General features: G+C 70.7%; 19 protein-coding genes. 2 read left to right on the forward strand and 17 right to left on the reverse strand.

Annotated features, from left to right (window positions below):
* Positions 1–334 precede the first annotated feature (334 nt).
* The 3 genes from ABDJ40_RS12950 to ABDJ40_RS12960 all read right to left on the reverse strand — a co-directional run bounded on the left by ABDJ40_RS12950 (position 335) and on the right by ABDJ40_RS12960 (position 3,990).
* On the reverse strand, positions 335–571 hold the full coding sequence (locus tag ABDJ40_RS12950; RefSeq protein WP_347610268.1) for a hypothetical protein: 237 nt from the start codon (positions 569–571) through the stop codon (positions 335–337).
* Positions 572–850: 279 nt separating this feature from the next.
* Positions 851–1,636 (reverse strand): trehalose-phosphatase, encoded by a 786-nt coding sequence (gene otsB / locus ABDJ40_RS12955; RefSeq protein ID WP_347610270.1) that lies wholly within the window; start codon positions 1,634–1,636, stop codon positions 851–853.
* Positions 1,637–1,650: 14 nt separating this feature from the next.
* A complete protein-coding gene (locus ABDJ40_RS12960; RefSeq protein ID WP_347610272.1) occupies positions 1,651–3,990 on the reverse strand; it encodes an alpha,alpha-trehalose-phosphate synthase (UDP-forming) in 2,340 nt (779 codons plus the stop codon).
* A 124-nt stretch (positions 3,991–4,114) separates the two neighbouring features.
* Here ABDJ40_RS12960 and ABDJ40_RS12965 point away from each other — a divergent pair, with 124 nt between their 5' ends.
* Positions 4,115–5,932, forward strand: a complete 1,818-nt coding sequence (locus ABDJ40_RS12965; protein WP_347610274.1) for a glycoside hydrolase family 15 protein — start codon at positions 4,115–4,117, stop codon at positions 5,930–5,932.
* An 8-nt stretch (positions 5,933–5,940) separates the two neighbouring features.
* Here the strand turns inward: ABDJ40_RS12965 and modA are convergent, their stop codons facing one another.
* The 14 genes from modA to ABDJ40_RS13035 all read right to left on the reverse strand — a co-directional run bounded on the left by modA (position 5,941) and on the right by ABDJ40_RS13035 (position 20,539).
* Positions 5,941–6,702, reverse strand: coding sequence for a molybdate ABC transporter substrate-binding protein (gene modA, locus ABDJ40_RS12970; protein WP_347610276.1), 762 nt, complete (start codon positions 6,700–6,702; stop codon positions 5,941–5,943).
* Between the two features lie 108 nt (positions 6,703–6,810).
* Entirely contained in the window at positions 6,811–9,930 is a 3,120-nt protein-coding gene (locus tag ABDJ40_RS12975) for an efflux RND transporter permease subunit (protein ID WP_347610278.1), read from the reverse strand.
* Complete coding sequence (locus ABDJ40_RS12980) at positions 9,927–11,408, reverse strand: efflux RND transporter periplasmic adaptor subunit (RefSeq protein WP_347610280.1); 1,482 nt, start codon at positions 11,406–11,408, stop codon at positions 9,927–9,929. The genes ABDJ40_RS12975 and ABDJ40_RS12980 overlap by 4 nt, the downstream gene beginning before the upstream one ends.
* Before the next feature lie 4 nt (positions 11,409–11,412).
* Positions 11,413–12,684, reverse strand: coding sequence for a TolC family protein (locus ABDJ40_RS12985; protein WP_347610282.1), 1,272 nt, complete (start codon positions 12,682–12,684; stop codon positions 11,413–11,415).
* Positions 12,685–12,751: 67 nt separating this feature from the next.
* Positions 12,752–13,159 carry a hypothetical protein gene (locus ABDJ40_RS12990; protein WP_347610284.1) on the reverse strand — a complete coding sequence of 136 codons (408 nt, stop codon included), beginning with the start codon at positions 13,157–13,159 and terminating at the stop codon, positions 12,752–12,754.
* A 59-nt stretch (positions 13,160–13,218) separates the two neighbouring features.
* On the reverse strand, positions 13,219–13,566 hold the full coding sequence (locus tag ABDJ40_RS12995; protein ID WP_347610286.1) for a copper-binding protein: 348 nt from the start codon (positions 13,564–13,566) through the stop codon (positions 13,219–13,221).
* An 11-nt stretch (positions 13,567–13,577) separates the two neighbouring features.
* Complete coding sequence (locus ABDJ40_RS13000; protein WP_430765640.1) at positions 13,578–14,063, reverse strand: DUF411 domain-containing protein; 486 nt, start codon at positions 14,061–14,063, stop codon at positions 13,578–13,580.
* A gap of 24 nt (positions 14,064–14,087) precedes the next feature.
* A complete protein-coding gene (locus ABDJ40_RS13005; protein WP_347610288.1) occupies positions 14,088–15,512 on the reverse strand; it encodes a multicopper oxidase domain-containing protein in 1,425 nt (474 codons plus the stop codon).
* Between the two features lie 11 nt (positions 15,513–15,523).
* Positions 15,524–16,939, reverse strand: coding sequence for a TolC family protein (locus tag ABDJ40_RS13010; protein WP_347610290.1), 1,416 nt, complete (start codon positions 16,937–16,939; stop codon positions 15,524–15,526).
* A 216-nt stretch (positions 16,940–17,155) separates the two neighbouring features.
* Positions 17,156–17,584, reverse strand: a complete 429-nt coding sequence (locus ABDJ40_RS13015; RefSeq protein ID WP_347610292.1) for a hypothetical protein — start codon at positions 17,582–17,584, stop codon at positions 17,156–17,158.
* Between the two features lie 118 nt (positions 17,585–17,702).
* The gene (locus tag ABDJ40_RS13020; protein WP_347610294.1) at positions 17,703–18,311 is read right to left on the reverse strand and encodes a glutathione S-transferase family protein; all 609 of its coding nucleotides are present in this window, start codon (positions 18,309–18,311) and stop codon (positions 17,703–17,705) included.
* A 200-nt stretch (positions 18,312–18,511) separates the two neighbouring features.
* A complete protein-coding gene (locus ABDJ40_RS13025; protein ID WP_347610296.1) occupies positions 18,512–19,294 on the reverse strand; it encodes a type IV pili methyl-accepting chemotaxis transducer N-terminal domain-containing protein in 783 nt (260 codons plus the stop codon).
* A gap of 153 nt (positions 19,295–19,447) precedes the next feature.
* The gene (locus ABDJ40_RS13030) at positions 19,448–19,678 is read right to left on the reverse strand and encodes a DUF2789 domain-containing protein (protein WP_347610298.1); all 231 of its coding nucleotides are present in this window, start codon (positions 19,676–19,678) and stop codon (positions 19,448–19,450) included.
* Positions 19,679–19,756: 78 nt separating this feature from the next.
* Positions 19,757–20,539 carry a Crp/Fnr family transcriptional regulator gene (locus ABDJ40_RS13035; protein WP_347610300.1) on the reverse strand — a complete coding sequence of 261 codons (783 nt, stop codon included), beginning with the start codon at positions 20,537–20,539 and terminating at the stop codon, positions 19,757–19,759.
* A gap of 221 nt (positions 20,540–20,760) precedes the next feature.
* On the opposite strand from ABDJ40_RS13035, the gene ubiU reads away from it, so the two are divergent.
* Complete coding sequence (gene ubiU / locus ABDJ40_RS13040; protein WP_347610302.1) at positions 20,761–21,768, forward strand: ubiquinone anaerobic biosynthesis protein UbiU; 1,008 nt, start codon at positions 20,761–20,763, stop codon at positions 21,766–21,768.
* The last annotated feature ends 16 nt before the right edge of the window (positions 21,769–21,784 follow it).

A 21,784-nucleotide genomic window follows, 5' to 3' on the forward strand; every position in this document is an offset into this window, starting at 1 on the left:
TGCCGCGTCGCCCAAGCGCCCCATGGCTTGCCAGACAGGGAGTTGTCATGGGTAAAGAGGATCCACGACGGGGGCCGAATGGTCCCGAGATCGACCAGCGCTGAAGGGCTGGGCCGTCGATGCAAGGAAGTGGTTCGACTTGCTGAGCAGGACGGCCAAGACATGGCAACGGCGTGCAGGGCCGCGGGCGTCACTCAGGGGGAGTTCATCGCCTGGAGCGTGGCCGGGCTGACGGCCTCACAGGCACCCCTCGTCCACTCCATCTCGGAGCTGGTGCAGTCCTACTTGCAGTGGGCCCGGCGAGGCGTTGATACGTCGGACTGAGCCTCGCCTCTCACGCTGGATCTTGAAGGTGCCGGGCTGATCTGCCCGGCAATTTGAACAGGGAGGGCTCCGCCGCTCGCGCAGCCGCACGACTGCCCAGGGCGCGAACCAGCTCCTGGCACATCGTGTCGGTGGCGTCGTAGATGTCCACGGGCACGCAGGGCGCCAAGCGGTCCAGGGTCCGCGCCATGGCATCGCGCAGGGCCCAGCGATGTTCGGCGAGAAAGGCAGGCAGGTCGATGTTCATGACAGCGCTCCCAACTGAGGACTCGGCACTCAGCCAAGGCTGCGCCGGGTTCGTGTCAGGGCTGTGACGCTCCGGGGAGGTGGTGGTAAGCCAGCTGAGCGACTTGCCCACAAAATCTGTGGACAAGCAGCACCCCGTCGCGGTCGAAGGCGATGTGCCTGGTGACGCAGCAGAACGCCGCCCTGGTTGAGGAGCGTGCCGCTGCCGCGGACAACCTGCGCAACCAGGCCCAGGGGCTGCTGCAGGCCGTGGCCAGCTTCCACCTGCGGCCGGCGCTGCTCACTGAAGGCCGGCAGGCCGGGCTGGCGGGGCGCCGGACTGCGCCAGCATGCGGTCCAGCAGCAGGGCCATCTCACGCGGGCTGTCCAGGTAGAAGCGGGCCCTGGACTGCCAGCTGGTGCGGCCGACCTTGATGGTCAGCCAATGCGCCGGGGCCCGCTGGAACACCGGCTCGTCATTGATGTCATCGCCGATGAAGACCGCTGCGGCCGCCCCCTCGCGGGCCACGACGGCATGCACGGCATCGGCCTTGTCCGGCGCCCGGGCGGCCACGATGTTGAAGACCAGCTTGCCCCCGAAGACGTGCAGGGCCGGGCCCGCCGTCTTGATGATCTCCTCCAGCCGCTGCCGCGCCCACTCGCGGTCCCGCGCCATGCGGTAGTGCAAGGCGATGGAGCTGCGCTTGTCCTCGACCTGCACGCCCAGCGCCTGCAGCTCGGCACGAAAGGGCTGCAGCCACTCCCGGGCCGATTCCATGGCGCTCACCCACACGGGAGATGGGTCGATCAGATCGCTCTCGGCGCCATGGCTGCCGACGATGTAGGTCGGCGTGAAGTCCAGGCGCTTGCGCACATCGGCCACCTCCCGGCCCGTCACGATGGCCACCGGCAGGCGCAGCGACAGCAGCCGCAGGCGGCTGACCACACCAGGCGGCATGCGGGCCATGTCGGGCAGGGCGACGATGGGGGCCAGCGTGCCGTCGAAATCGAAAGCCAGCAGCGGGCGGGACGCCATGGTGGCGGCCAGTGCCAGCTCCCCCTGCGGGCTGAAGATGTGCAGCTTCATGGCCCGCCCTGCCCTCAGCCCGAGCCGAGCCGCCGCACGCGCGCCTCCACGCGCGCCCGCAGTCGCCAGCGGCCGGCATCGGCCAGCATGCGGGCCGCCCAGCGGAAGACGTTGAACTCCCGCACCGTGCTGCGCAGGCTCACCATGCGCTCGCGCTGTTCGGCCGGCGGCATCGTGGCGGCGCGCAGCAGGGCGTCGGCGGTCTCCTCGACGTGGTAGGGATTCACGATCAGCGCCTCCGTCATCTCACGGGCTGCGCCGGCAAAGCGGCTCAGCACCAGCACGCCCTGCTGGTCGTCACGGGCTGCCACGAACTCCTTGCACACCAGGTTCATGCCGTCGTGAAGGCTGGTGACCACGCCGATGTCCGCGGCGCGGAACAGCTCGTTCACGGCGTCCGGCTCATGGTGCTGGGCCAGCAGGTGTACCGGCCGGTAGCCGGGCCGACCGAAGCGCGTGTTGATGCGCTCGGCGACCCGCTCCACATGTTCCTGGAAGCTGCGGTATTCGTCCAGCGAGGCGCGTGTGGGCGCGGCCACCTGCACAAAGACGAAGCGGCCGATCCATTCGGGCGCCTTCTCCAGCAGCCGCTCCACGGCATTGAGCCGCTCCAGGATGCCCTTGGTGTAGTCGAAGCGGTCCACGCCCACCGCCAGGCACAGGTCCTGCGGCAGGCCCAGGCGGTCGATCACCTGCTGGCGGCACTGGGCCACGCTGGGCCAGGCGGCCACCGTGGCGGGCTCCGGCCATTCGATGGAGATGGGGTAGCTCTCCACCAGCGTCTCCTTGTCCTGGAAGCGGATGGTGGAGTACTCGGCCTCGATGCGAGCCTCCAGGGAGCGGTCCACCGTCTCCATGAAATTGCGGCAATGGAAGCGGGTATGGAAGCCCAGGATGGTGCTGCCCAGCAGCCCCTGCAGGATCTCCTTGTGCCAGGGGCAGATGCCGAAGGACTCCGGATTGGGCCAGGGGATGTGCCAGAAGGTCAGCACCGTGGCCTGAGGCAGCTGGGCACGGATCATGGCCGGCAGCAGGGCGAAGTGGTAGTCCTGCACCAGCACCACGGGATCCTCGCTGCGGGCCTCGGCCACGACGGCATCGGCGAAGCGCTGGTTGACCCGCTGGTAGGCCTCCCAGTCCGATTCCCGGAAGACCGGCCGCACGTGCGCCACATGGCACAGCGGCCACAGCCCTTCGTTGGCGAAGCCATAGTAGTAGCCCTGCTCCTCCTCGGGTGTCAGCCAGATGCGGCGCAGCTGGTAGTCCTCCACGCCGGGCGGCACGGCCACGCGGTCGTGGCGGTCCACGGCCTCGCGGTCCGCGCTGCCGCTGCCGTGGGCAATCCAGGTGCCCGAGCAGGCCCGCATCACCGGCTCCACCGCGGTGACCAGGCCGCTGGCGGGCCGGCGCACCACGATGCCTTCCGGCCCCTGCTCATGGATGTAGGGCTCGCGGTTGGAAACCACGATGACCTGGTCCCCCCGCAGCTGGGTCTGCAGCAGGTTGCGCAGGCGCTCGCCGGTCCATTCCAGGGCCGGGCCCTGCATGCGGCGGTATTCGTCCTCGAGGTCGCGCAGGCTGTTGCGGAGTTCGTCGACAAAGGGCGCCAGCTCCGGCGGCGGCAGCAGCGGGCTGACCAGCCCCTCGCCCCGCATGATGGCCCGCGCACCCTTGACCCAGCCGCGCCAGCTCAGCTGTGCCACGCTGACGGTAATGAGGGCGATGACAAAGCCCAGGATGGCGATGAAGCCGACCAGGTAGCGCCGGGTGTCCTGACTGCGCTTCTCGATGAAGCTCATGTCATGCAGCAGCACCAGGCGGCCGACGATCGCAGGACCCTGAGCCGCGGCGGCCGCGTCCTGGGCGGGCGCCGCCGAGGCGGCGTCGAAGGTCGCCGGCCCGCTGGCGGGATTGCCCCAGGGCTCTGCGGGCAGATCAGGCGCCGGCCGCATGATGTTGTGCACGCCCACATGCACGGCACCACCCGCCAGCTTGAGACGCGGATCCTGGCGGTTGGCGATGGAGAGGCTGCGCGCACAGCTGAGCCCGTCCGGAAAGGCATGCGTGGCATGCAGCAGCCTGCCCTGGGCATCGCAGGCGGCGATGGCGAACAGGCGCTCGTCCTGCACCGCCCGGTCGAGCAGCGTGGACAGCCGTTCCCCGCGCGGGTCCAGCAGGGCCTCCGCCACGGCGTCCGACATGGCATTGACCATCAAGGCGCCACGGCTATTGAGGTCCCGTGAGAACCATCGCAAGGTAACCTGATCCAGCAGTGGCAGCGCGATGTAGGCCGCCCCTACCAGCGCCACCGCCAGAGGAAGCAGGAAGCGCAGTTGGAGTCTGAGTGTCTTCATCCCTGGATTCCGGCATGGGCCCGGATTCCGAGGCGGGGCCCGGTGCCATGCGAGCGTTCTTGTACCAATATTGCGTCAACGACGTGCGCTTCATAGGTTTCGATCAGCAACAAGAGGTCTCTGTATGCAGGACAAGCAATCGCTGCAAACCTCGCCGGCGTCCCTGGACCTGGCACTCATCGGCAACTGCCAGATCAGCGCCCTGGTGGACGCGAAGGCCCACATCGTCTGGTGCTGCATGCCGCGCTTCGACAGCACACCCGTCTTCGACGCGCTGATGCATTCGGCAGAGGGCATCGGCTCGGAAGGCGTCTTCAGCGTGGAGATCGAGCACCTGGCGCGATCCGAGCAGCGCTACGAGCCGGGCACGGCCATCGTGCGCACCGAGCTGTGGGACGCGCAGGGCCAGGGCATCGAGGTGATCGACTTCGCCCCTCGCTTCATCACCCGCGACCGCCCCTTCAGGCCCGCGCAACTCGTGCGCCGTGTGCGGCCCCTGGCCGGGCATCCCCGCGTTCGCTTCCGCGCGACACCGCGTGGCGACTGGGGCCGCACGGCCCCCACCCTCACCCGCGGCAGCCATCACCTGCGCTACATCCTGCCCGAACTGGTTCTGAGGCTCAGCACCAATGTGCCGCTGACCTACCTGGTCGACCAGAGCTGGTTCTCCCTGCACAAGCCGGTGAGCCTGCTGCTGGGGCCGGACGAGACCCTCGACGCCGGCATCGAGGAGACGGCGCGCAGCTTCGAGGAGCAGACCTCCCTGTACTGGCGCCACTGGACCCACCGCCTGGCCCTGCCCCTGGAATGGCAGGAAGCGGTGATCCGCGCGGCCATCACGCTCAAGCTGTGCCAGTACGAGGAGACCGGCGCCATCGTGGCCGCCATGACGACCAGCATTCCCGAGGCCCCGAACAGCGGCCGCAACTGGGACTACCGCTACTGCTGGATCCGCGACGCCTTTTTCGTGGTGCGCGCACTCAACGGCCTCTCCGAGGTGGGCACCATGGAGGGCTACCTGAACTGGCTCTACAACGTGATCCGCAGCGCGCGCGACGGTCATGTCCAGCCGCTCTACGGCCTGGGCCTGGAGGCCGATCTTCCGGAGTCCATCGTGGAAGGCGTGTACGGCTACCGGGGCATGGGCCCGGTGCGCATTGGCAACCAGGCCTACGAGCATTTCCAGCACGATGTGTACGGCAGCGTGGTGCTGGGCGCGGCCCAGGCCTTCCATGACATGCGCCTCTTCAGGCAGGCGGACACCAAGGACTTCGAGGCCCTGGAGTCCATGGGTGAGCAGGCCTGGCTGCTGCACGAGCAGCCCGACGCCGGCATCTGGGAGCTGCGCACGCGGGCACGCATCCACACGTCCTCGGCCCTCATGTGCTGGGCCGCCTGTGACCGCCTGGCCCACGTGGCGCAACGCATGTCGCAACCGGAGCGCGCCGCCCTCTGGCGCACGCGGGCCCATGCCATCCAGGCCAAGATCCTGGCCCGCTCCTGGAACGAGAAGCGCCAGGCCTTCGTCGAGAGCTTCGAGGGCTCAGACCTGGACGCCAGCGTGCTGCTGATGGGCGAGGTGGGCTTCCTGAACCCGCAGGACCCGCGCTTCATCAGCACCGTCCGCGCCCTGGAGACCACGCTGTGCGACGGCTACTTCATGCGCCGCTACGAAGGCCGCGACGACTTCGGCTTCCCCGAGACCGCCTTCAACGTCTGCACCTTCTGGCACATCGACGCCCTGGCGCGCACCGGCCGGCGGGCGCAGGCCCGGGAGAACTTCGAGGCCATGCTGTCCCGCCGCAACAAGCTGGGCCTGCTGAGCGAGGACCTGGCCCCGGCCACGGGCGAACTGTGGGGCAACTTCCCGCAGACCTACTCCATGGTGGGCATCATCCACAGCGCCGTGCGGCTCTCGGCGCCCTGGGACAGCATGATCTGAGCCGTGCCTCAGGGCTTCTGGAATCCGTGGCGGGCCAGCACCGCCTGGCCGGCCGGCGAGAGCAGGTAGTCGATGAACTGGCGGGCGGCCTCGGCATTGCCGCCGCCGGCCACGGCCGCCACGGGGTAGCGGATGGGCGAGACGGTCGGCACCACGGCGACCACACGGACCTTCTCCTGCTGCACGGCCGCATCGGTGGCATAGACGAAGCCGGCGTCCACCTCGGCCCGTGCCACATAGTCCAGGGCCTGCCGCACATTGCTGGCATAGACAGCCTTGGGCGCCACCGCAGGCCACAGCCTGGCGGCCTCCAGGGCGCCCTTGGCATAGCGTCCCGCCGGCACGCCCTCGGGCTTGCCCAGGGCCACGCGCTGCACGGCAGGCAGCTGCAGGTCTGTCAGGGCCTTGAGAGCCACCGCGCCGGTCGCAGGCACGACCAGCACCAGGCTGTTGGCCACGAAGTCGCGCCGCGTGCCCGTGAGCAAGGCCTTCTGTGCCTCGGCGCGGTCCATGGTCTCCTGGTCCGCGGAGGCGAAGACATCCACCGGCGCACCCTTGGAAATCTGGGCCAGCAGAGCGTCCGAGGCCCCGACATTGAGCAGCACGCGCGTGCCGGGGTGGCGGGCTTCAAAGGCCGGTGCGATCTCCTTGAAGGCATTGCCCAGGCTGGCCGCGGCGGAGACGGTGAGATCAGCCGCCAGGGCCGGCAGTGCGCCGAGCATGGCGCCGCCAAGCGCGGCCTTCAGCAGGAGACGGTGTGGAAGGAGCATGACGGTGCGCAGTCCTTGTGGCTTGTGGAGGCGGTGGATTCAATCGAGCGCAATATACACCCATGCATAACGAGCGCAGCCTGGCATCGCCGCGGAGCTTGCGCCGGCTCAAGCCCTGCCCCTGCGCAGCAGAAAGGCGGCCGGGATCAGAAACAGCGACAGCAGCGGAGCGCTGAGCATGCCGCCCAGCATGGGCGCGGCGATGCGGCTCATCACCTCGATGCCCGTGCCGCTTCCGAAGACGATGGGCAGGAGGCCGGCCAGGATCACCGCCACCGTCATGGCCTTGGGCCGCACGCGCAGCACGGCACCTTCGCGGATGGCGTCCAGCAGCTCGGCGCGCGACAGCGCCTCGCCCTCGCGCTGCCGCGCCTCCAGCGCATGCCGCAGATAGACCAGCATCACCACGCCGAACTCCGCCGACACCCCCGCCAGCGCGATGAAGCCCACCCCGGTGGCCACCGACAGATGCATGCCCATGAGGTAGAGGAACCAGACGCCGCCGGTCAGCGCGAAGGGCAGCGTGGCCATGATCAGCAAGGCCTCGTCCAGCCGGCGGAAGGTCAGGTACAGCAGCAGGAAGATGATCAGCAGCGTGGCCGGCACCACCACCTGCAGCCTGGCATTGGCGCGCTCCAGATACTCGAACTGGCCGGAGTAGGCGACGCTCGTGCCGGGCTCCGACTTCACCGACCTCGCCACGGCGGCCCGCAGCTCGCGGGTCACCGCGGCCAGGTCGCGGCCGCGCACGTCGACATAGACCCAGCCTGTGGGTCGCGCGTTCTCGCTGCGCAGCATGGGCGGGCCTTCGCCCAGGCGCAGCCGGGCCACGCTGCCCAAGGTGATCTGCAGGCCCGCGGGCGTCAGCAGGGGCAGCTCGGCCAGGCGCTGCGGCGAGTCCCGCCATTCACGCGGATAGCGCAGGTTGATGGGGTAGCGAGCCAGGCCCTCCACCGTCTCGGCGATGTTCTCGCCGCCGATGGCGCCCGCCACCACGGCCTGCACATCGGCCACGTTGAGGCCGTAGCGGGCAGCGGCAGCTCGGTCGATGTGCACGTCGAGATAGCGTCCGCCGGTGAGGCGCTCGGCCAGGGCCGAGCTCACGCCCGGTACCGTGCGTGCCACCTGCTCGATGCTCAGGCTCATGCGTTCGATGGCCGCCAGATCCGGGCCGCTGACCTTGACGCCGATGGGGCTCTTGATGCCCGTGGCCAGCATGTCCACGCGGTTGCGGATCGGCGGGATCCACAGGTTGGACAGGCCGGGGATGCGCACCGCCCGGTCCAGCTCCTCCACCAGCTTCTCCGGCGTCATGCCGGGGCGCCACTGTTCGCGGGGCCGGAGCTTGACGGTGGTCTCGAACATCTCCAGCGGCGCCGGGTCCGTGGCGGTCTCGGCGCGGCCGGCCTTGCCGAAGACATGCTCGACCTCGGGCACCGTGCGGATCATGCGGTTGCTCAGCTGCAGCAGCTCGGTCGCACGCTGGGCCGAGAGTCCCGGCAGGGCCGAGGGCATGTAGAGCAGGTCGCCCTCGTCGATGGCGGGCAGGAACTCGCCGCCCAGGCGCATCAAGGGCCAGGTCGTGCTGGCGAGCACCAGCAGGGCCAGGGCCAGCGTGCCGCGCGGCCGGCACAGCACCCATTCCAGCGCGGGTCGGTAGACGGCGATCAGCGCGCGGGTGATGGGGTTGCGCTGCTCATCCGGGATCCGGCCGCGGATCCAGAAGCCCATCAGCACCGGGACCAGGGTGACGGACAGCCCCGCCGCCGCCGCCATGGCATAGGTCTTGGTAAAGGCCAGCGGGCCGAAGAGGCGCCCTTCCTGCGCCTCCAGCGTGAAGACGGGCACGAAGGACAGCGTGATCACCAGCAGCGAGAAGAACAGCGCCGGTCCCACCTCCACGGCGGCTTCGGTGATGAGCTGCCAGCGCTCGCCGCCGGACGGGATCCGCCCCTCGTGCGCATGCTGCCAGGCCTCCAGCTTCTTGTGCGCGTGCTCGATCATCACCACGGCCGCATCCACCATGGCGCCGATGGCGATGGCGATGCCGCCCAGAGACATCATGTTGGCGTTGATGCCCTGGTAACGCATCACGATGAAGGCGGCCAGCACGCCCAGGGGCAGCGCCAGAATGGCCACCAGGGCCGAGCGCAGGTGCCACAGGAAGACGGCGCAGACCAGGGCCACGACGAGGAACTCCTCGAGCAGCTTGTGGCTCAGATTGCTGACGGCACGCTCGATGAGGGCACTGCGGTCGTAGGTGGTGACGATCTCGACGCCCTGCGGCAGCGCCGCCTGCAGTGCGGCCAGCCGGGCGCGCACCGCCGCGATGGTCTCCTGCGCGTTGCCTCCGGAGCGGAGGATCACCACGCCGCCGGCCACCTCGCCCTCGCCGTCCAGCTCGGCGATGCCGCGCCGCATCTCTGGGCCCAGCTGCACGGTGGCGACGTCACCCAGGCGCACCGGCAGGCCCGAGCGCAGAGCCAGCGGCACGGCGCGGAAGTCGTCCAGGGTCTTGAGGTAGCCGTCGGCCCGGACCATGTACTCGGCGCCGGCCAGCTCCAGCACCGAGCCGCCGGTCTCCTGGTTGGCGGCCGTCAGGGCCTCGCGGACCTGGGCCTGGGTGATGCCCAGCGCGCTCAGCCGCAGAGGGTCCAGCACCACCTGGTACTGCCGCACCATGCCGCCCACGCTGGCCACCTCGGCCACGCCGGACAGGCTCTTGAGCTCGAACTTCAGGAACCAGTCCTGCAGGGATCGCAGCTGGGAAAGATCGTTGCGGCCGCTGCGATCCACCAGGGCGTACTGGTAGATCCAGCCGACGCCGGTGGCGTCCGGTCCCAGCGCCGGGCGCGCGGAGGCCGGCAGGCGGCCCTGCACCTGGTTGAGGTACTCCAGCACACGGGAGCGCGCCCAGTAGAGGTCGGTCCCTTCCTCGAAGAGCACGTACACGAAGGAATCGCCGTAGAAGGAGAAGGCACGCACGGCCTTGGCGCCGGGCACCGAGAGCATGGTGCTGGACAGCGGATAGCTCACCTGGTTCTCGACGATCTGCGGCGCCTGCCCCGGGTAGGAGGTGCGGATGATGACCTGCACGTCGGACAGGTCGGGCAAGGCGTCGATGGCCGTGCCGCGCACGGCCCACAGGCCCCAGCCGGTCAGCAGCAGGGTCGCCAGCAGCACCAGGAAGCGGTTGCCGACGGACCAGCGGATCAACCGGGCGATCATGGCCGGCCTCCGGTCCGCGAGGCCGCGGCTGCCGGCGCAACGGGCTGGATCGCCGTGATCACGGGCTCGTCGCCCCGCTGCACGAAGCTGAACCGCACAGCCTGCCCCCGCGTCAGCCCGGCTGCCAGGCGTGGCTCGGCCAGCTTGAAGCCCATGGTCATGGCCGGCCAGCGCAGGGCCGGGATGGCCTCGTGGGACAGCATCAGCTCGCCCGCCCCCAGGTCCTCGATGCGGCCCAGCGCGCTGTGGCTCACGGACTGAGCCACCGGCGCAGGCTCACTCGCGGCCGGCAGGGGCAGCACCCCGCGCAGGCTGGCCTCCGAGTCGATGAGGAAGGTGGCCGAGGCCACCACCGACTGCCCGGCCTCCAGCCCGCCGGTGATGACGAGCTCGTCCCCCAGCTCGGCGCCCAGCTGGACCTCGACGGGATGGAAGCGGCCAGGGGCATCGACCCCATACACGATCGCACGGCGCCCGCTGCGCACCACCGCCTCGCTGGGCAGCAGCAGGGCCGTGCGCGGCGGCCCCTGCAGGCGGGCGTGGCCGGACAGGCCGGCCTGCAGCCGCAGGCCCGGATTGGGCAGCTCCAGACGCAGACGCAGGGTGCGCGTCTCCCGGCTGGCCTCGGGCAGCACGGCGCTCACGCGGGCCTTGAAGACGTCGGCACCGTAGGCCGCGAGGCGCAGCTCGGCCTCCTGCCCGAGGGCGATGGCACCGGCCTGCTGCTCCGGCACCGCCACCTCGAACCACAGCGGGTCCAGGCCATTGATGCGGGCCAGGCTCATGCCGGCCGAGACCGTCATCCCCTGGCGCACCATCAGCTCGGCCAGCAGGCCTGTGCGCGGCGCCACGACGGTGTGCCGTGCCTGCACCTGGCCGCTGCGCTCGACCTCGGCGACCAGCGCCGCCGGCATGCCCAGCAAGGGCAGGCGCTGGCGGGCGGCGTCGGTCAGGGCGGCGTCGCCCAGGGCTCGCACGGCCAGGAACTCCCGTTGCGCGGCCAGCCAGTCCGGCAGCAGCAGGTCCGCAAGGGGCGCACCCGCCGCGATGACTTCACCCGGCGCATGGGCGTGCACCTTCTCGACGAAGCCGCCGCTGCGCGCCTGCACCAGGCTCACATCGCGCTCGTTCAGCTGCAGCGTGCCCGGCACCTCGACCGCCGCGGCCACCTCACGCCGCTGCACCTGTACCGTGCGAAGGCCCAGGGCCTGCACGGTGCGGGCATCCAGCTGCAGGGCCGGGCCGCCGGGCTCGGGCTCGTCGGCATAGCGGGGCTGCAGCTGCATGTCCATGAAGGGGGACTTGCCGGGCTTGTCGAAGCGCTGGCCCGGCACCATGGGGTCGTACCAGTACAGCACCCGGCGCTCGGCGGACGCAGCCGGCGACGTGGGGCTGGCACTCCAGCGGGACACCCACCAGCCGGCACCCGCGCCGAGCGCGAGCAGGACCAGGGCCCAGGGGATCATCTTGCGATTCATGGTTTCACTCCTCGGCCAGGCTGTTCAGGCGCAGCTGCAGCAGCGCCTGCCGTGTCTGCAGCTCGTTCTGGCGCAGGCGCAGCTCCAGCAGCTGGGCGCGCGCCGCCAGCACCGCTCCCAGGTCGGACTTGCCGGACTGGTAGGCGCTCAAGGCCAGGCTCAGCCGGTCCTGCGCCAGGGGCAGGCCCAGCGAGGACAGGCGCTCGTGCTGACTTGCCAGGGACTGCAGCTCGGCGAGGTCCTCCTCCAGCGCCAGGCGGTGGCGCTGCTCGGCCTCTTCGCGCTCCAGCTGCACCCGTTCCAGCTCCCGCTGGCGTGCTGCGGCCATGGGCTGCTGGCGGCGCTCCCGCTGCCAAGGCAGGTCGAAGCTGAGCTGGAAGGAGAGCATGTCGCCCCACTGCCGGCCACGGCGGCTGTAGGCCAGCTCCCAGGCCCAGTCGCCGCGAGATTCGGACTCGGCCTCGCGCAGCTCGGCCTGGGCCAGGGCCTGCTGAGCCGGGAAGGCGGCGAGCTCGGCATGGGCATGCAGGCGGGCCCGCAGCGCCTCGGCCTGGACGGGGGGCAGGGGCAGCTCGCCGCTGAGGGGCTCGTCGCCCCGCGGGCCGACAAGCCGGCGCAGAGCCGCGCGCGCCTTGAGCAGCTCACGCGTCAGCTCATCCTGCCGGTCAGCCAGGGCCAGGGCTTCCTGGCGCGCCATCACGAGCTCGGCAGCCGCCGCGCTGCCTCCGGCGATGCGGGCCGGCAGGGTGCGTTGCAGCTGGAGGTTCTCGTCCACCAGGGCCTGCAGCAGGTCGCGCCCGCGCTGCGCGGACTGCACCGCGATCCACGCCGTGCCCAGGGCCTGGCGCAGCTGCAGGCGCTGCAGCACGAGGAGTGCGCGCTCCCGGTCGGCACGGGCCTGGGCGGCCTCGGCGCGGGCGGCACGCTTGGCGGCGTTGGGCACCTCCTGCATGAGCGCCAGGCGCTGCATGGTCATGAAGTCGCGCGTCAGGCTCCAGCGGTCGGGGCCGCTGGTGGGCAGGTTCTCCACGCCCAGGCTCAGGCGCGGGTCGGGCAGTGCGGCGGCGGCGCCCTGCGAAGCCCGGGCGCCGTCGGCACTGGCCTGCTGGGCGCGCAGGGCGGGGTTCAGCTGTTCGGCAAGGCGCAGCGCCTCGGTCGGGTCCAGCGCGATGGCCGGACCGGCCAGCAGGGCGAAGGTCAGGAGCGCTGCCCGCGCACAGGCGGCGCCGGCAGGGGCCGGGCGACTGCGCGCACGGCCGGGGAGAAAGGCAGACATGATGATCCTCGGCATCGAGACAGGACGACGGTCGGCCGCGCCCCATGCGCGGCGACGCGGGTCCAGCTCAATTCCTGAGGATCAGCAGTGAAAGGTACAAGGGCGGCGCCCCGGGCGGGCGCAGCGGCGCGCCGGCATGCATGCGCTGCAGAAGCGGCGGCAGAGCCGGCTGCAGCGGCGTGACGACGCCCATCAGCAGGGCCGGCGCCGAGGCGTTGGGCTGCAGGTCAGGCACGGCCGACAGCGCCCTGCCCTGCGCGTCCTTCTCGCAATGGGCCTTGCACAGCTGGGGCTGGTCCTCGTCCATGCCGGCGCCCATGCCTTCGCAGCCCGGCATCCGGGCCGCCATCGCGACCGCTGCCGAAGCAGCCGCCAGCTGCGGGCAGGCATAGGCCGCCGTGGCCAGCTGCATGAACAGCAGGGCCAGCGACAGGCCGGAGCCCATCCAGCAGCGAAGGCGCTTGGCGAGTTGCATGGTCGCAAGCATAGAAGGCGGCGGCAGCGGCGGCTTGCCTCAGGTCAAGGGGGGCGGCCTTAGCGCAGCGAGGGTTGCAGCTCCGTCACCACCAGGCTGGCGCCCTTGCGCTCGGCCTTGAAGCGCACGTGGTCGCCGGCCTTGACCTGGTCCAGCATGGCCGGGTCCTTCACCTGGAACACCATGGTCATGGCGGCCATGTCCAGATTGCGGAGCTCGCCATGCTTGATGGTCAGCTTGCGTGCCTCCTTGTCGACCTTGCGGATCTCGCCCTCGCTCAGCTCGCTGGCCGGCGTGGAGGCGGCCGTGCTCTGGGCCAGGACAGGTGTCGCGAGGGGAGCGCCCGCGGCGATCAGTGCGGCGAGTGCGAGGTGTTTGGGATTGAGCTTGAGCTTGATCGTGTGCATGCGTACGTCCTTCATGGATAGTTTTGGTAGACACGGGTGCTGCCGTCCTTCAGGAGCAGCAGCACCTCGTAGGGATCCTTGCGAGCGCCGTAGGCCGGCCCGTCCATGCCGGGCGACCCCAGGGGCATTGCGGGCACGGCCAGACCCAGGGCCTGCGGGCGTTCCTGCAGGAGGCGGCGGATCTCGCGGGCGGGCACGTGGCCTTCGAGGGCATAGCCGCCCACGAGCGCGGTGTGGCAGGAGCCCAGGGCCAGGGGGATGCCCAGCCGCTGGCGCGCCTGGGTGTTGCCGCCCTCGGTCACGTCGACCTGGAAGCCCTGGGCCTGCAGATGCCGGATCCAGTCCGTGCAGCAGCCGCAGGCCGGGCCCTTCCAGACCTGCACGCGCGGCGCCACCGCAAGAGCCAGGCCGGGCATGGCCAGGGCGCCGAGGCCCAGGGCCAGCTGCAGGGCGTGGCGGCGCTGGGGGTCAGGTCTTGCCGTTTCGTTCGTCTTCATCGTGATGCCTTTCGCTGGCCGCCCTCAATGCTCGCCATGCCCGCCGTGCCCTCCATGAGCACCTGGCTTGCGCGCGCGCAGCTCGGTCTCCGAGGGGGCCTGGCGGGGCATGGACTGGCCGCCTGCCGTGCCGGAGCGCTCGGCATCGGGCAGGCCGCCCGTCCATTCGCGCGCCACGGTGCCGGGCGGGTGGCGGTACCAGCCCGGGTCGCTGTAGTCGCCGGGCTTCTGGTCCTTGCGCACCTTGAGGATGGAGAACATGCCGCCCATCTCGACGCCACCAAAGGGGCCGTCGCCCGTCATCATGGGCAGGGTGTTGTCCGGCAGGGGCATCTGCATGCTGCCCATCTCGGCCATGCCGCTTTCGCCCATGGCCATGTAGTCGGGCACCAGCTTCGCGATCTTCCCGGCGAGGTCCTGCTGCTTCACCCCGATCATGGTGGGCACCTGGTGGCCCATGGCGTTCATGGTGTGGTGGCTCTTGTGGCAGTGGAAGGCCCAGTCGCCCTCCTCGTCCGCGACGAACTCGACCTGGCGCATCTGGCCCACGGCCACGTCGGTGGTGACCTCGGGCCAGCGCGCAGTCTTGGGCACAGGGCCGCCGTCGGTGCCGGTCACGGTGAACTCGTGGCCGTGCACGTGGATGGGATGGTTGGTCATGGTGAGGTTGCCCACGCGGATGCGGACCTTGTCGTTCCTGCGCACATTGAGCGTGTCGATGCCGGGGAAGACACGGCTGTTCCAGCACCAGAGGTTGAAGTCCAGCATGGTCATGATGCGCGGCGTGGCGGAGCCGGGATCGATGTCGAAGGCGTTGAGCAGGAAGCAGAAGTCGCGGTCCACCTCCTCGATCAGCGGGTGCCGGCCCTTGGGGTGCGTGATCCACAGGCCCATCATGCCCATGGCCATCTGCGTCATCTCGTCGGCATGCGGGTGGTACATGAAGGTGCCGGGGCGGCGGGCCACGAACTCGTAGACATAGGTCTGCCCGGGCTGGATGGCCTTCTGCGTCAGGCCGGAGACGCCATCCATGCCGTTGGGCAGGCGCTGGCCGTGCCAGTGCACGCTGGTGTGCTCGGGCAGGCGGTTGGTGACGAAGACGCGCACGCGGTCGCCCTCCACCACCTCGATGGTGGGCCCGGGCGACTGGCCGTTGTAGCCCCACAGCCGGGCCTTCATGCCGGGCGCGAGCTCGCGCAGCACGGGCTCGGCCACGAGGTGGAACTCCTTGACGCCCTGGTTCATGCGAAAGGGCAACGTCCAGCCATTGAGCGTGACCACCGGGCGGTAGGGGCGGCCTGCGCTGGGCGCCACGGGCGGCTGGGTGTCGGGGCTGGTCTGCTGGACGGCCTCGGGCAGCGCGGCCAGGGCCACGCGGCTGACGGAGGCGGCTGACACGGCGGCCGTCAGCGCACCGGCACCACGGAAGAAATTGCGTCGGGAAAACATGGGCTGTCCTTTCAGTGCGCGGCGCCGCGGGCGCTGTTCGAGGGGGCGGGCGCCACGGCCGGTGCGAGCGCGGGCCGGCCGACCAGGGCCAGGTCCAGGTCCGCCCGGGCGATCCAGAAATCGCGCAGGGCCTCGATGGAGGCGCTGACGGTGCCGATCTGCGTGCGCGCATCGGCCAGCAACTCGAAGACGCCGATGAACATGCCGTTGTAGCGCAGCAGCTGTTCCTCCGAAACCCGCCGCGCCAGGGGCAGCAGCTCGTCGCGGTAGTGGCGGGCTAGCTCATGGGCGCTGCGGTAGCCCTGGTAGGCCTCGCGCAGCTCGGAGCGGGCCTCGATCACAGCCTGCGCGGCCAGGTGGGCGTCCTGCAGGTACTGGGCCTCGGCCCGGGCGACACGCGCCTCGCCCCAGTCGAAGAGCGGAATCTCGAAGCCGAGCTCGACGCCGGTCTGGCGCGGGGCCTCGCTGGCGCTGTTGCGCTTGAGGTCCAGTTCCAGCACATCGACGAAGCGGGTCACGCGGCTCAGCCCGAGGCCGCGGGCGCTGGCCTCCATCCGAGCCCGGGCCGCCTGCAGGTCCAGGCGACCCTGCAGGGCCTGCCGCTCGATGTCCGGCGGCGCCTCCACCTGGGCCGGCAGCGCGGGCAACCGGTCCGGCAGCTGCAATGCATCGGGACTGGCCAGACCCAGCAGGCGCGCCAGCCGCTCGCGGGCGCGGCCCTGTGCCAGCTCGGCCTGCAGGGCACCCAGCCGGGCCTCGGCCAGGAAACCCTGCTCCCGGGCCTGGTCCAGAGCGCTCCAGTTGCCGGCCTGCTGCATGCGACGCGCCAGCTCGGCGGCGGCCTGCGCAGCTTCGCGGGCGTCGTGGCGGTAGGCGGCGATCTGCTGCGCGGCCACGGCCTCGTAGAACGCCTTGCGGGTGTCGGCGGCCAGGGCCAGCATCTGCAGCGCCACCTCGCGCTGCTGGGCCACCAGGCTTTGCTGTGCTTGCTGGCGGCGCAGGGGCAGGCTGATCAGGGCCCCGAGGTCCAGCCCCAGCGTGCGCTCGATCTCGCGCTCCTCGCCCTGCTTCAGTCGGCCCAGGCGGAAGCCGGGATTGGGCAGGCGACTGGCCTGCACCCGCTCGGCATCGGCAATCCCCAGGGACTGGAAGCCGGCCTGCAGGCCGCGGTTGTTGAGCAGGGCCATCTGCACGGCGCTGTCCGCGCTGAGGGGCTGCCGCAGCAGTTCGGCCACGCGGGCAGCGATGCGGTCCTGGTCCTGCGGCGTGCGCGCCGTCTGCAGCTCGGCCTGGAGCTGCTGCCTCGCGGTGGACTGAAGGGGGGCCATGCCCTCATCGGGGCTGAGGCTGGCGCAGGCGCCCAGCAGCAGCGGGGCCAGCGCCAGGGCCAGCCGCGACAGGCGGACTCGGGTGATGTGGGGGTGCATGGGCAGATCGTTCATTGGCGTGGAGACCCTGGGAATCGTCAGGGCTCGCCCGACGGAGCCGGCCGCCATGGGCTGGCGCAGGCGTCGACGGGCAGCGGGTGCGTTGAACGCCGACCGGCCCGGCTCGGGTGCGCAGGCCTGGCATCGACGGCATCAAGGATGGAAGGCCCGGGACAGGGCCGCACGGTGTGGCGGCGCCGAAGGGCCGCGCGCGCTTCAGCGCAGGGCGGGCCTGGGTGGGCGCTCCAGCCCGTCCAGCCACACGAAGGCCAGGGCCAGGTGGAACTCGGGCGCCTCGGGCAGGGCCAGAGGCATCAGGGGCAGCTGGGGCACCGCCGGAGGCAGGGCCGCGGCGTGACAGCAGGAGGCGCAGGCGCTGCAGCTGCCCGTGGAGGCGGGCTTGGCGGGATCGCCATCCGCGGCGGCGGCGGTCTGGTCGCAATGGCTGGCATGGGCGCTCGCCAGGCCGGTCATCAGGCCCTCGTGCAGACCGGGCTCGCCGGCTGCATCGCGGGCTTGAATGTGTTCAACACCGGCGAGCACCGGCGAGAAGGCGCTGGCGAGCAGGCGCTGGGCGGCATGGCCTTGCAGGGGCAAGGCCAGGGCCAGCATCCATGCCAGTGCGATCCGCCAGAAGGTGCTCATGTTCGAAGTGTAAGAGGACGGCCGCGCATGTCGCGGCAGTCGCACTGTGAGGCTTGCCCCGGTGGGAAGGTCAAGCCCCTCACGGCCCGGCCGTCGAGGCGCCGGGCGCTGTGCGCGCTCAGCCCCTGGCGTACCAGGCCTTCACGCCGGCGTGCTCGCGCACGGCGTCGTGCACGCCCATCAGGCGCGGGTAGGCCGCGAAGATGTCGGCCGGGATGTGATCGACCTTGCCGCCCAGGAACCAGCGCACGGCCATGTGCAGTTTCAGGTCCACCACGTTCAGCTGCGCGCCACCGAAGAAGGGCTGGGCCAGGATGTTGCGCTCGGCCGCGGCCGCCCAGTCGGGCAGGAAGCCGGCCACCAGGCTTTCGCGCACGCGGCGCTTTTCCTCGGCCTCCATGCGGATGGTGGGGCCCACCGCGGCGCGCAGGTCCTCCACGTGGGCCATCATGGCCTCGTGGCGCGCGGCCTCGAAGTCGTCCTTGGGATGCAGGCCGTGGCGGCGGCCGATCAGCACCAGGATGGCGTTGGTCTGGCCCAGCGGCGCGTGGCCGGGAATCTCCAGGATGGGCATGGCGCCATAGGGCGTCGAGGGCTTCAGCGCCGGCCAGTCGGCGGACGGGATGCGCCGGTCCTCGAAATCCACCCCTGCGAGGTGCAGGGCCAGGCGGCATTCCTCGCCGCGGCTGACCGGGGCGTCGAAGTAGATCAGTGTGGGCTTGCTCATGGGGCGGCAGCCTAGCATGCAGCGGCATCCCCTGCAGACGCCGGGACTTGGCACCCGCCGCGCCGCCGGAGCGCCTGGCTCGGGCGAGGGCCGTGGGGTCCGGCATGCCCTGCGGGTGGGCCTTGCGGTGGACCTCGTGGCGGGCCCTCTCCCGGTCCATGGCCTGTTGGGCCAGCCGCGGCAGAAAGCGCCCCCTGACCTCAGGCCTGCCGGGCGTACTGCTGCGTCACCTCGTCCATGAGCTGCAGGATGCGCTCGCTGGTGGTGAAGACCTCGCTGAGCGAGCGGGTGTCGGTGTTGCCGGGCCGCAGGGCGCGCAGCGCGGCGTCGAAGAAGACGTACTGCTGGTCCACCATCTCCAGCTCCGAGCGCAGGGCCGCCGTGGTCTCAGGCGCGGCCTTGAGGTTGGATTGGGCCTGCGTGAATTCCTCGCGGGCCTGATTCAGCTGCTTGACCAGGCCCTCGCTCTGCACGCCCCAGGCGGCACCGAGGTAGGCCGAGGCCATGCGCTGGCTGAGCATGCGCTGCCGCCCCGCCAGGTTGACGAGGCGACCCACCGCCTTGCCCGAGGCCTGCTCCAGCAGCCCCGTGCCCTGCTGGGCCTGGGCCAGCACCTGGGTCGCCGCCGCCATCACGGCCTCGGCACCCTTGGGATGAGGCCGCTCGCCGACCAGCAGCAGCTTGTAGGCGCTCCAGCTGCCATCCATCTGCTCGTAGACCTTGGCCACGGCAGGGCTGTGTGAAAAGGCCCGCAGCTCGACCAGGTGGCGGTCGAACAGAGCCATGGAATCGGACAGGACCTTCTCCGCCTGCTCCGATCGCACCTTCTGGCCCAGGGCCATATAGGCCTTGGCGCAGCGCTGGCTCAGCATGCGCAGGCGGCCGGCCTTGTTGATGGCATCGGGCAGGTCACGGACCTCGGCGTGGGCCTGGCCGGCCAGCCAGAGGGCCGGTACCCACAGAAGACATTGACGGCGGCGCATGAACTCCATCGCGAGACTCCCTGCCTCTGCTTGACGAAGTGGCCAGTCTAGGGATGCAGGCGCCAGGAATCCTTGATGCAGTTTGCCTTTTTGAAGGCCAGCCCCGCCGACGCTAGCGCGCCACCGTAGCGGATGCCACGGTCGAGGCGCCGCTCAGCGCAGGGCCGCGTTGAGCTGGTCCACCAGCTCGGCCCAGTCGGCATCGGCCCGGAGTTCCTCGCACAGCAGCGCGGCCTGCGCGGCATTCCAGCAAGGCGCCTCCTCCAGCCGCAGCGTGTCGGGCAGCGGGGAATGGCTCAGCAGGAAGGCCTCGATGCTGGCGGCGTCGTTGGCCAGGCCCAGCTGGGCGAAGAGGTCGGAAAAGCGGTGCACGGGGGCTTGCATGGGCGGCTCCGGAAATTTGCCAGCCCAGAGCTTAGCGGCATGCCGGCCCCCTGTCCCGCGTTGCCGTGGGCCGGCCGCTCAGGCGCCTGCGCGAGCCGCAGCGGCCTTGTCCTCGCAACGCGGCCTGGCCTTCTGGCGCAGCAGGTCGGGCGCCAGGATCTGCAGCTCGTAGCCTGCGCCGCTGATGCACTGCTCCTCCTCCAGCTGGCGCAGGCAGCGCGAGAAGGTCTCGGGCGTGATCGCCAGCTGCGAGGCCACGTACTTCTTGCGCTGGATGAAGCGCACCGTGCTGCCCTGGCGGCGCCACATGTCCAGCAGCCACTCGGACACGCGGCCCAGCGCATCCAGGCTTTCGCGGCGCACGGCCTGGCGGGTCTGCTGCAGCTGCAGCTCGGCCAGGGCATCGACCACGGATTCCATGGCCGCGCGCCAGGCGGCCGGGTCCTCGGCGGCCCAGGCGTCGATCTGTGCGCGGCTCATGCCCACGGCCAGCACGTCCACCGCGGCCACGGCGCGCAGGTTGTGGGATTCGCGCAGCCAGCAGGCGGCGCAGCCCATCCACTCGCCGGCCTCGGCCAGGCGGAACTGGCGCCATTCGCCCTGGCTGTCGTGGTGGCCCAGGCAGACGCTGCCTTCCAGCAGCAGCCACATGGTCTCGCAGTGCTCGCCCTGCTCGAACAGGGGCTGGCCGGCGGGCACGCGGCGCCACTGGCCGGCCTCTATCAGCACTTCGCGCAGCGGTGCTGCCACACGTTCGGAAATAAGCGGTTGAGCCATCGCGGCGGCGCGCCGGCGATGCGTCCTTTCCAGGGCGCCCTCGGGTGTTGGCGCCGCCGTCGATGCGTAGTCGATCGATCCCATGCGGGTCTCCTCGGAGTCGTGCCACTGAATCGTGCACAAGCCACACTTTGCGGCGCCGCTGATCGATCCAGTTTGAGCGGCATCAACGCCCGGCCCTTCCGACGGATCAGCGCTTCCCCCAGGTCGCGGGGCCACCCGCATTTGCGCGGGCGCAAAACCATGCGCGAATAAGGTTCATATATTTTGCAACTTTAAAAAGCGGGGGCCCGCCCCTTCTATTCATGAGCCTGAACAAGCCAGAACTGGTGTGTCCGGCCGGCAGCCTGCGCGCCCTTCAGATGGCGGTGGATGCGGGCGCTGACGCCGTCTACCTGGGCCTCAAGGACGCCACCAATGCCCGCAACTTCGGCGGCCTCAACTTCGACCTGGAGCAGGTGCGCAGCGGCATGAGCTATGCGCACCAGCGCGGGCGCAAGGTGCTGATGGCGCTCAACACCTACGGCCAGTCGCAAGACCTGGCCCCCTGGTTCGCCGCGGTGGACAGCGCCGCGAGCCTGGGCGCCGATGCGCTGATCGTCGCCGACAGCGCGGTGCTGGCCTATGCGGCCAAGACCCATCCGCAGCTTCGCCTGCACCTCTCGGTGCAGGCCTCGGCCACGAGCTACGAGGCCATCAACTTCTACCGCGAGCGCTACGGCATCCAGCGTGCCGTGCTGCCCCGCGTGCTGACGCTGCAGCAGGTTCAGCATGTGATCCGCCATACCGATGTGGAGATCGAAGTCTTCGGCTTCGGCAGCCTCTGCGTGATGGTCGAGGGGCGCTGCGCGCTGTCCTCCTACGCGACGGGCCAGTCGCCCAACACGCATGGGGTGTGCTCGCCCCCCTCGGCCGTGCAGTGGCAGGAGCGCGGGGACGGCGTCGAGGCCCGGCTCAACGGCGTGCTGATCGACCACTACGCGCCCGAGGAGGCGCGCGGCTACCCCACGCTGTGCAAGGGCCGCTTCGACGTGCAGGGCCAGCGCGACTACGCACTGGAGGAGCCCACCAGCCTCAACACCCTGGCCTTGCTGCCGCAGCTGATCGAGTCCGGCGTGCGGGCCCTCAAGATCGAGGGTCGCCAGCGCAGCCCGGCCTATGTGGCCCAGGTCAGCAAGGTCTGGCGAGAAGCCATCGACCGCGCCGCCTCGGGCGAGCGCTACACCGTCACGCCCGCCTGGCAGCAGGCGCTCTCGCACTGGGCCGAGGGCCAGCAGAGCACCCTGGGCGCCTTCGACCGCCCCTGGCGATGAACCGCAGCGAGCGCCC

It is taken from the genome of Roseateles flavus (genome assembly GCF_039872765.1).
In the GTDB taxonomy this organism is placed as follows: Bacteria; Pseudomonadota; Gammaproteobacteria; order Burkholderiales; family Burkholderiaceae_C; genus Roseateles_B; species Roseateles_B flavus.

What these genes read in the sequence shown, in the direction of transcription:
- ABDJ40_RS12950 (WP_347610268.1), bottom strand. Translation starts at nt 571, where the DNA reads ATGAACATCGACCTGCCTGCCTTTCTCGCCGAACATCGCTGGGCCCTG.
- otsB (WP_347610270.1), bottom strand. Translation starts at nt 1,636, where the DNA reads ATGAAGCTGCACATCTTCAGCCCGCAGGGGGAGCTGGCACTGGCCGCC.
- ABDJ40_RS12960 (WP_347610272.1), bottom strand. Translation starts at nt 3,990, where the DNA reads ATGAAGACACTCAGACTCCAACTGCGCTTCCTGCTTCCTCTGGCGGTG.
- ABDJ40_RS12965 (WP_347610274.1), top strand. Translation starts at nt 4,115, where the DNA reads ATGCAGGACAAGCAATCGCTGCAAACCTCGCCGGCGTCCCTGGACCTG.
- modA (WP_347610276.1), bottom strand. Translation starts at nt 6,702, where the DNA reads ATGCTCCTTCCACACCGTCTCCTGCTGAAGGCCGCGCTTGGCGGCGCC.
- ABDJ40_RS12975 (WP_347610278.1), bottom strand. Translation starts at nt 9,930, where the DNA reads ATGATCGCCCGGTTGATCCGCTGGTCCGTCGGCAACCGCTTCCTGGTG.
- ABDJ40_RS12980 (WP_347610280.1), bottom strand. Translation starts at nt 11,408, where the DNA reads ATGAATCGCAAGATGATCCCCTGGGCCCTGGTCCTGCTCGCGCTCGGC.
- ABDJ40_RS12985 (WP_347610282.1), bottom strand. Translation starts at nt 12,684, where the DNA reads ATGTCTGCCTTTCTCCCCGGCCGTGCGCGCAGTCGCCCGGCCCCTGCC.
- ABDJ40_RS12990 (WP_347610284.1), bottom strand. Translation starts at nt 13,159, where the DNA reads ATGCAACTCGCCAAGCGCCTTCGCTGCTGGATGGGCTCCGGCCTGTCG.
- ABDJ40_RS12995 (WP_347610286.1), bottom strand. Translation starts at nt 13,566, where the DNA reads ATGCACACGATCAAGCTCAAGCTCAATCCCAAACACCTCGCACTCGCC.
- ABDJ40_RS13000 (WP_430765640.1), bottom strand. Translation starts at nt 14,063, where the DNA reads ATGAAGACGAACGAAACGGCAAGACCTGACCCCCAGCGCCGCCACGCC.
- ABDJ40_RS13005 (WP_347610288.1), bottom strand. Translation starts at nt 15,512, where the DNA reads ATGTTTTCCCGACGCAATTTCTTCCGTGGTGCCGGTGCGCTGACGGCC.
- ABDJ40_RS13010 (WP_347610290.1), bottom strand. Translation starts at nt 16,939, where the DNA reads ATGCACCCCCACATCACCCGAGTCCGCCTGTCGCGGCTGGCCCTGGCG.
- ABDJ40_RS13015 (WP_347610292.1), bottom strand. Translation starts at nt 17,584, where the DNA reads ATGAGCACCTTCTGGCGGATCGCACTGGCATGGATGCTGGCCCTGGCC.
- ABDJ40_RS13020 (WP_347610294.1), bottom strand. Translation starts at nt 18,311, where the DNA reads ATGAGCAAGCCCACACTGATCTACTTCGACGCCCCGGTCAGCCGCGGC.
- ABDJ40_RS13025 (WP_347610296.1), bottom strand. Translation starts at nt 19,294, where the DNA reads ATGCGCCGCCGTCAATGTCTTCTGTGGGTACCGGCCCTCTGGCTGGCC.
- ABDJ40_RS13030 (WP_347610298.1), bottom strand. Translation starts at nt 19,678, where the DNA reads ATGCAAGCCCCCGTGCACCGCTTTTCCGACCTCTTCGCCCAGCTGGGC.
- ABDJ40_RS13035 (WP_347610300.1), bottom strand. Translation starts at nt 20,539, where the DNA reads ATGGGATCGATCGACTACGCATCGACGGCGGCGCCAACACCCGAGGGC.
- ubiU (WP_347610302.1), top strand. Translation starts at nt 20,761, where the DNA reads ATGAGCCTGAACAAGCCAGAACTGGTGTGTCCGGCCGGCAGCCTGCGC.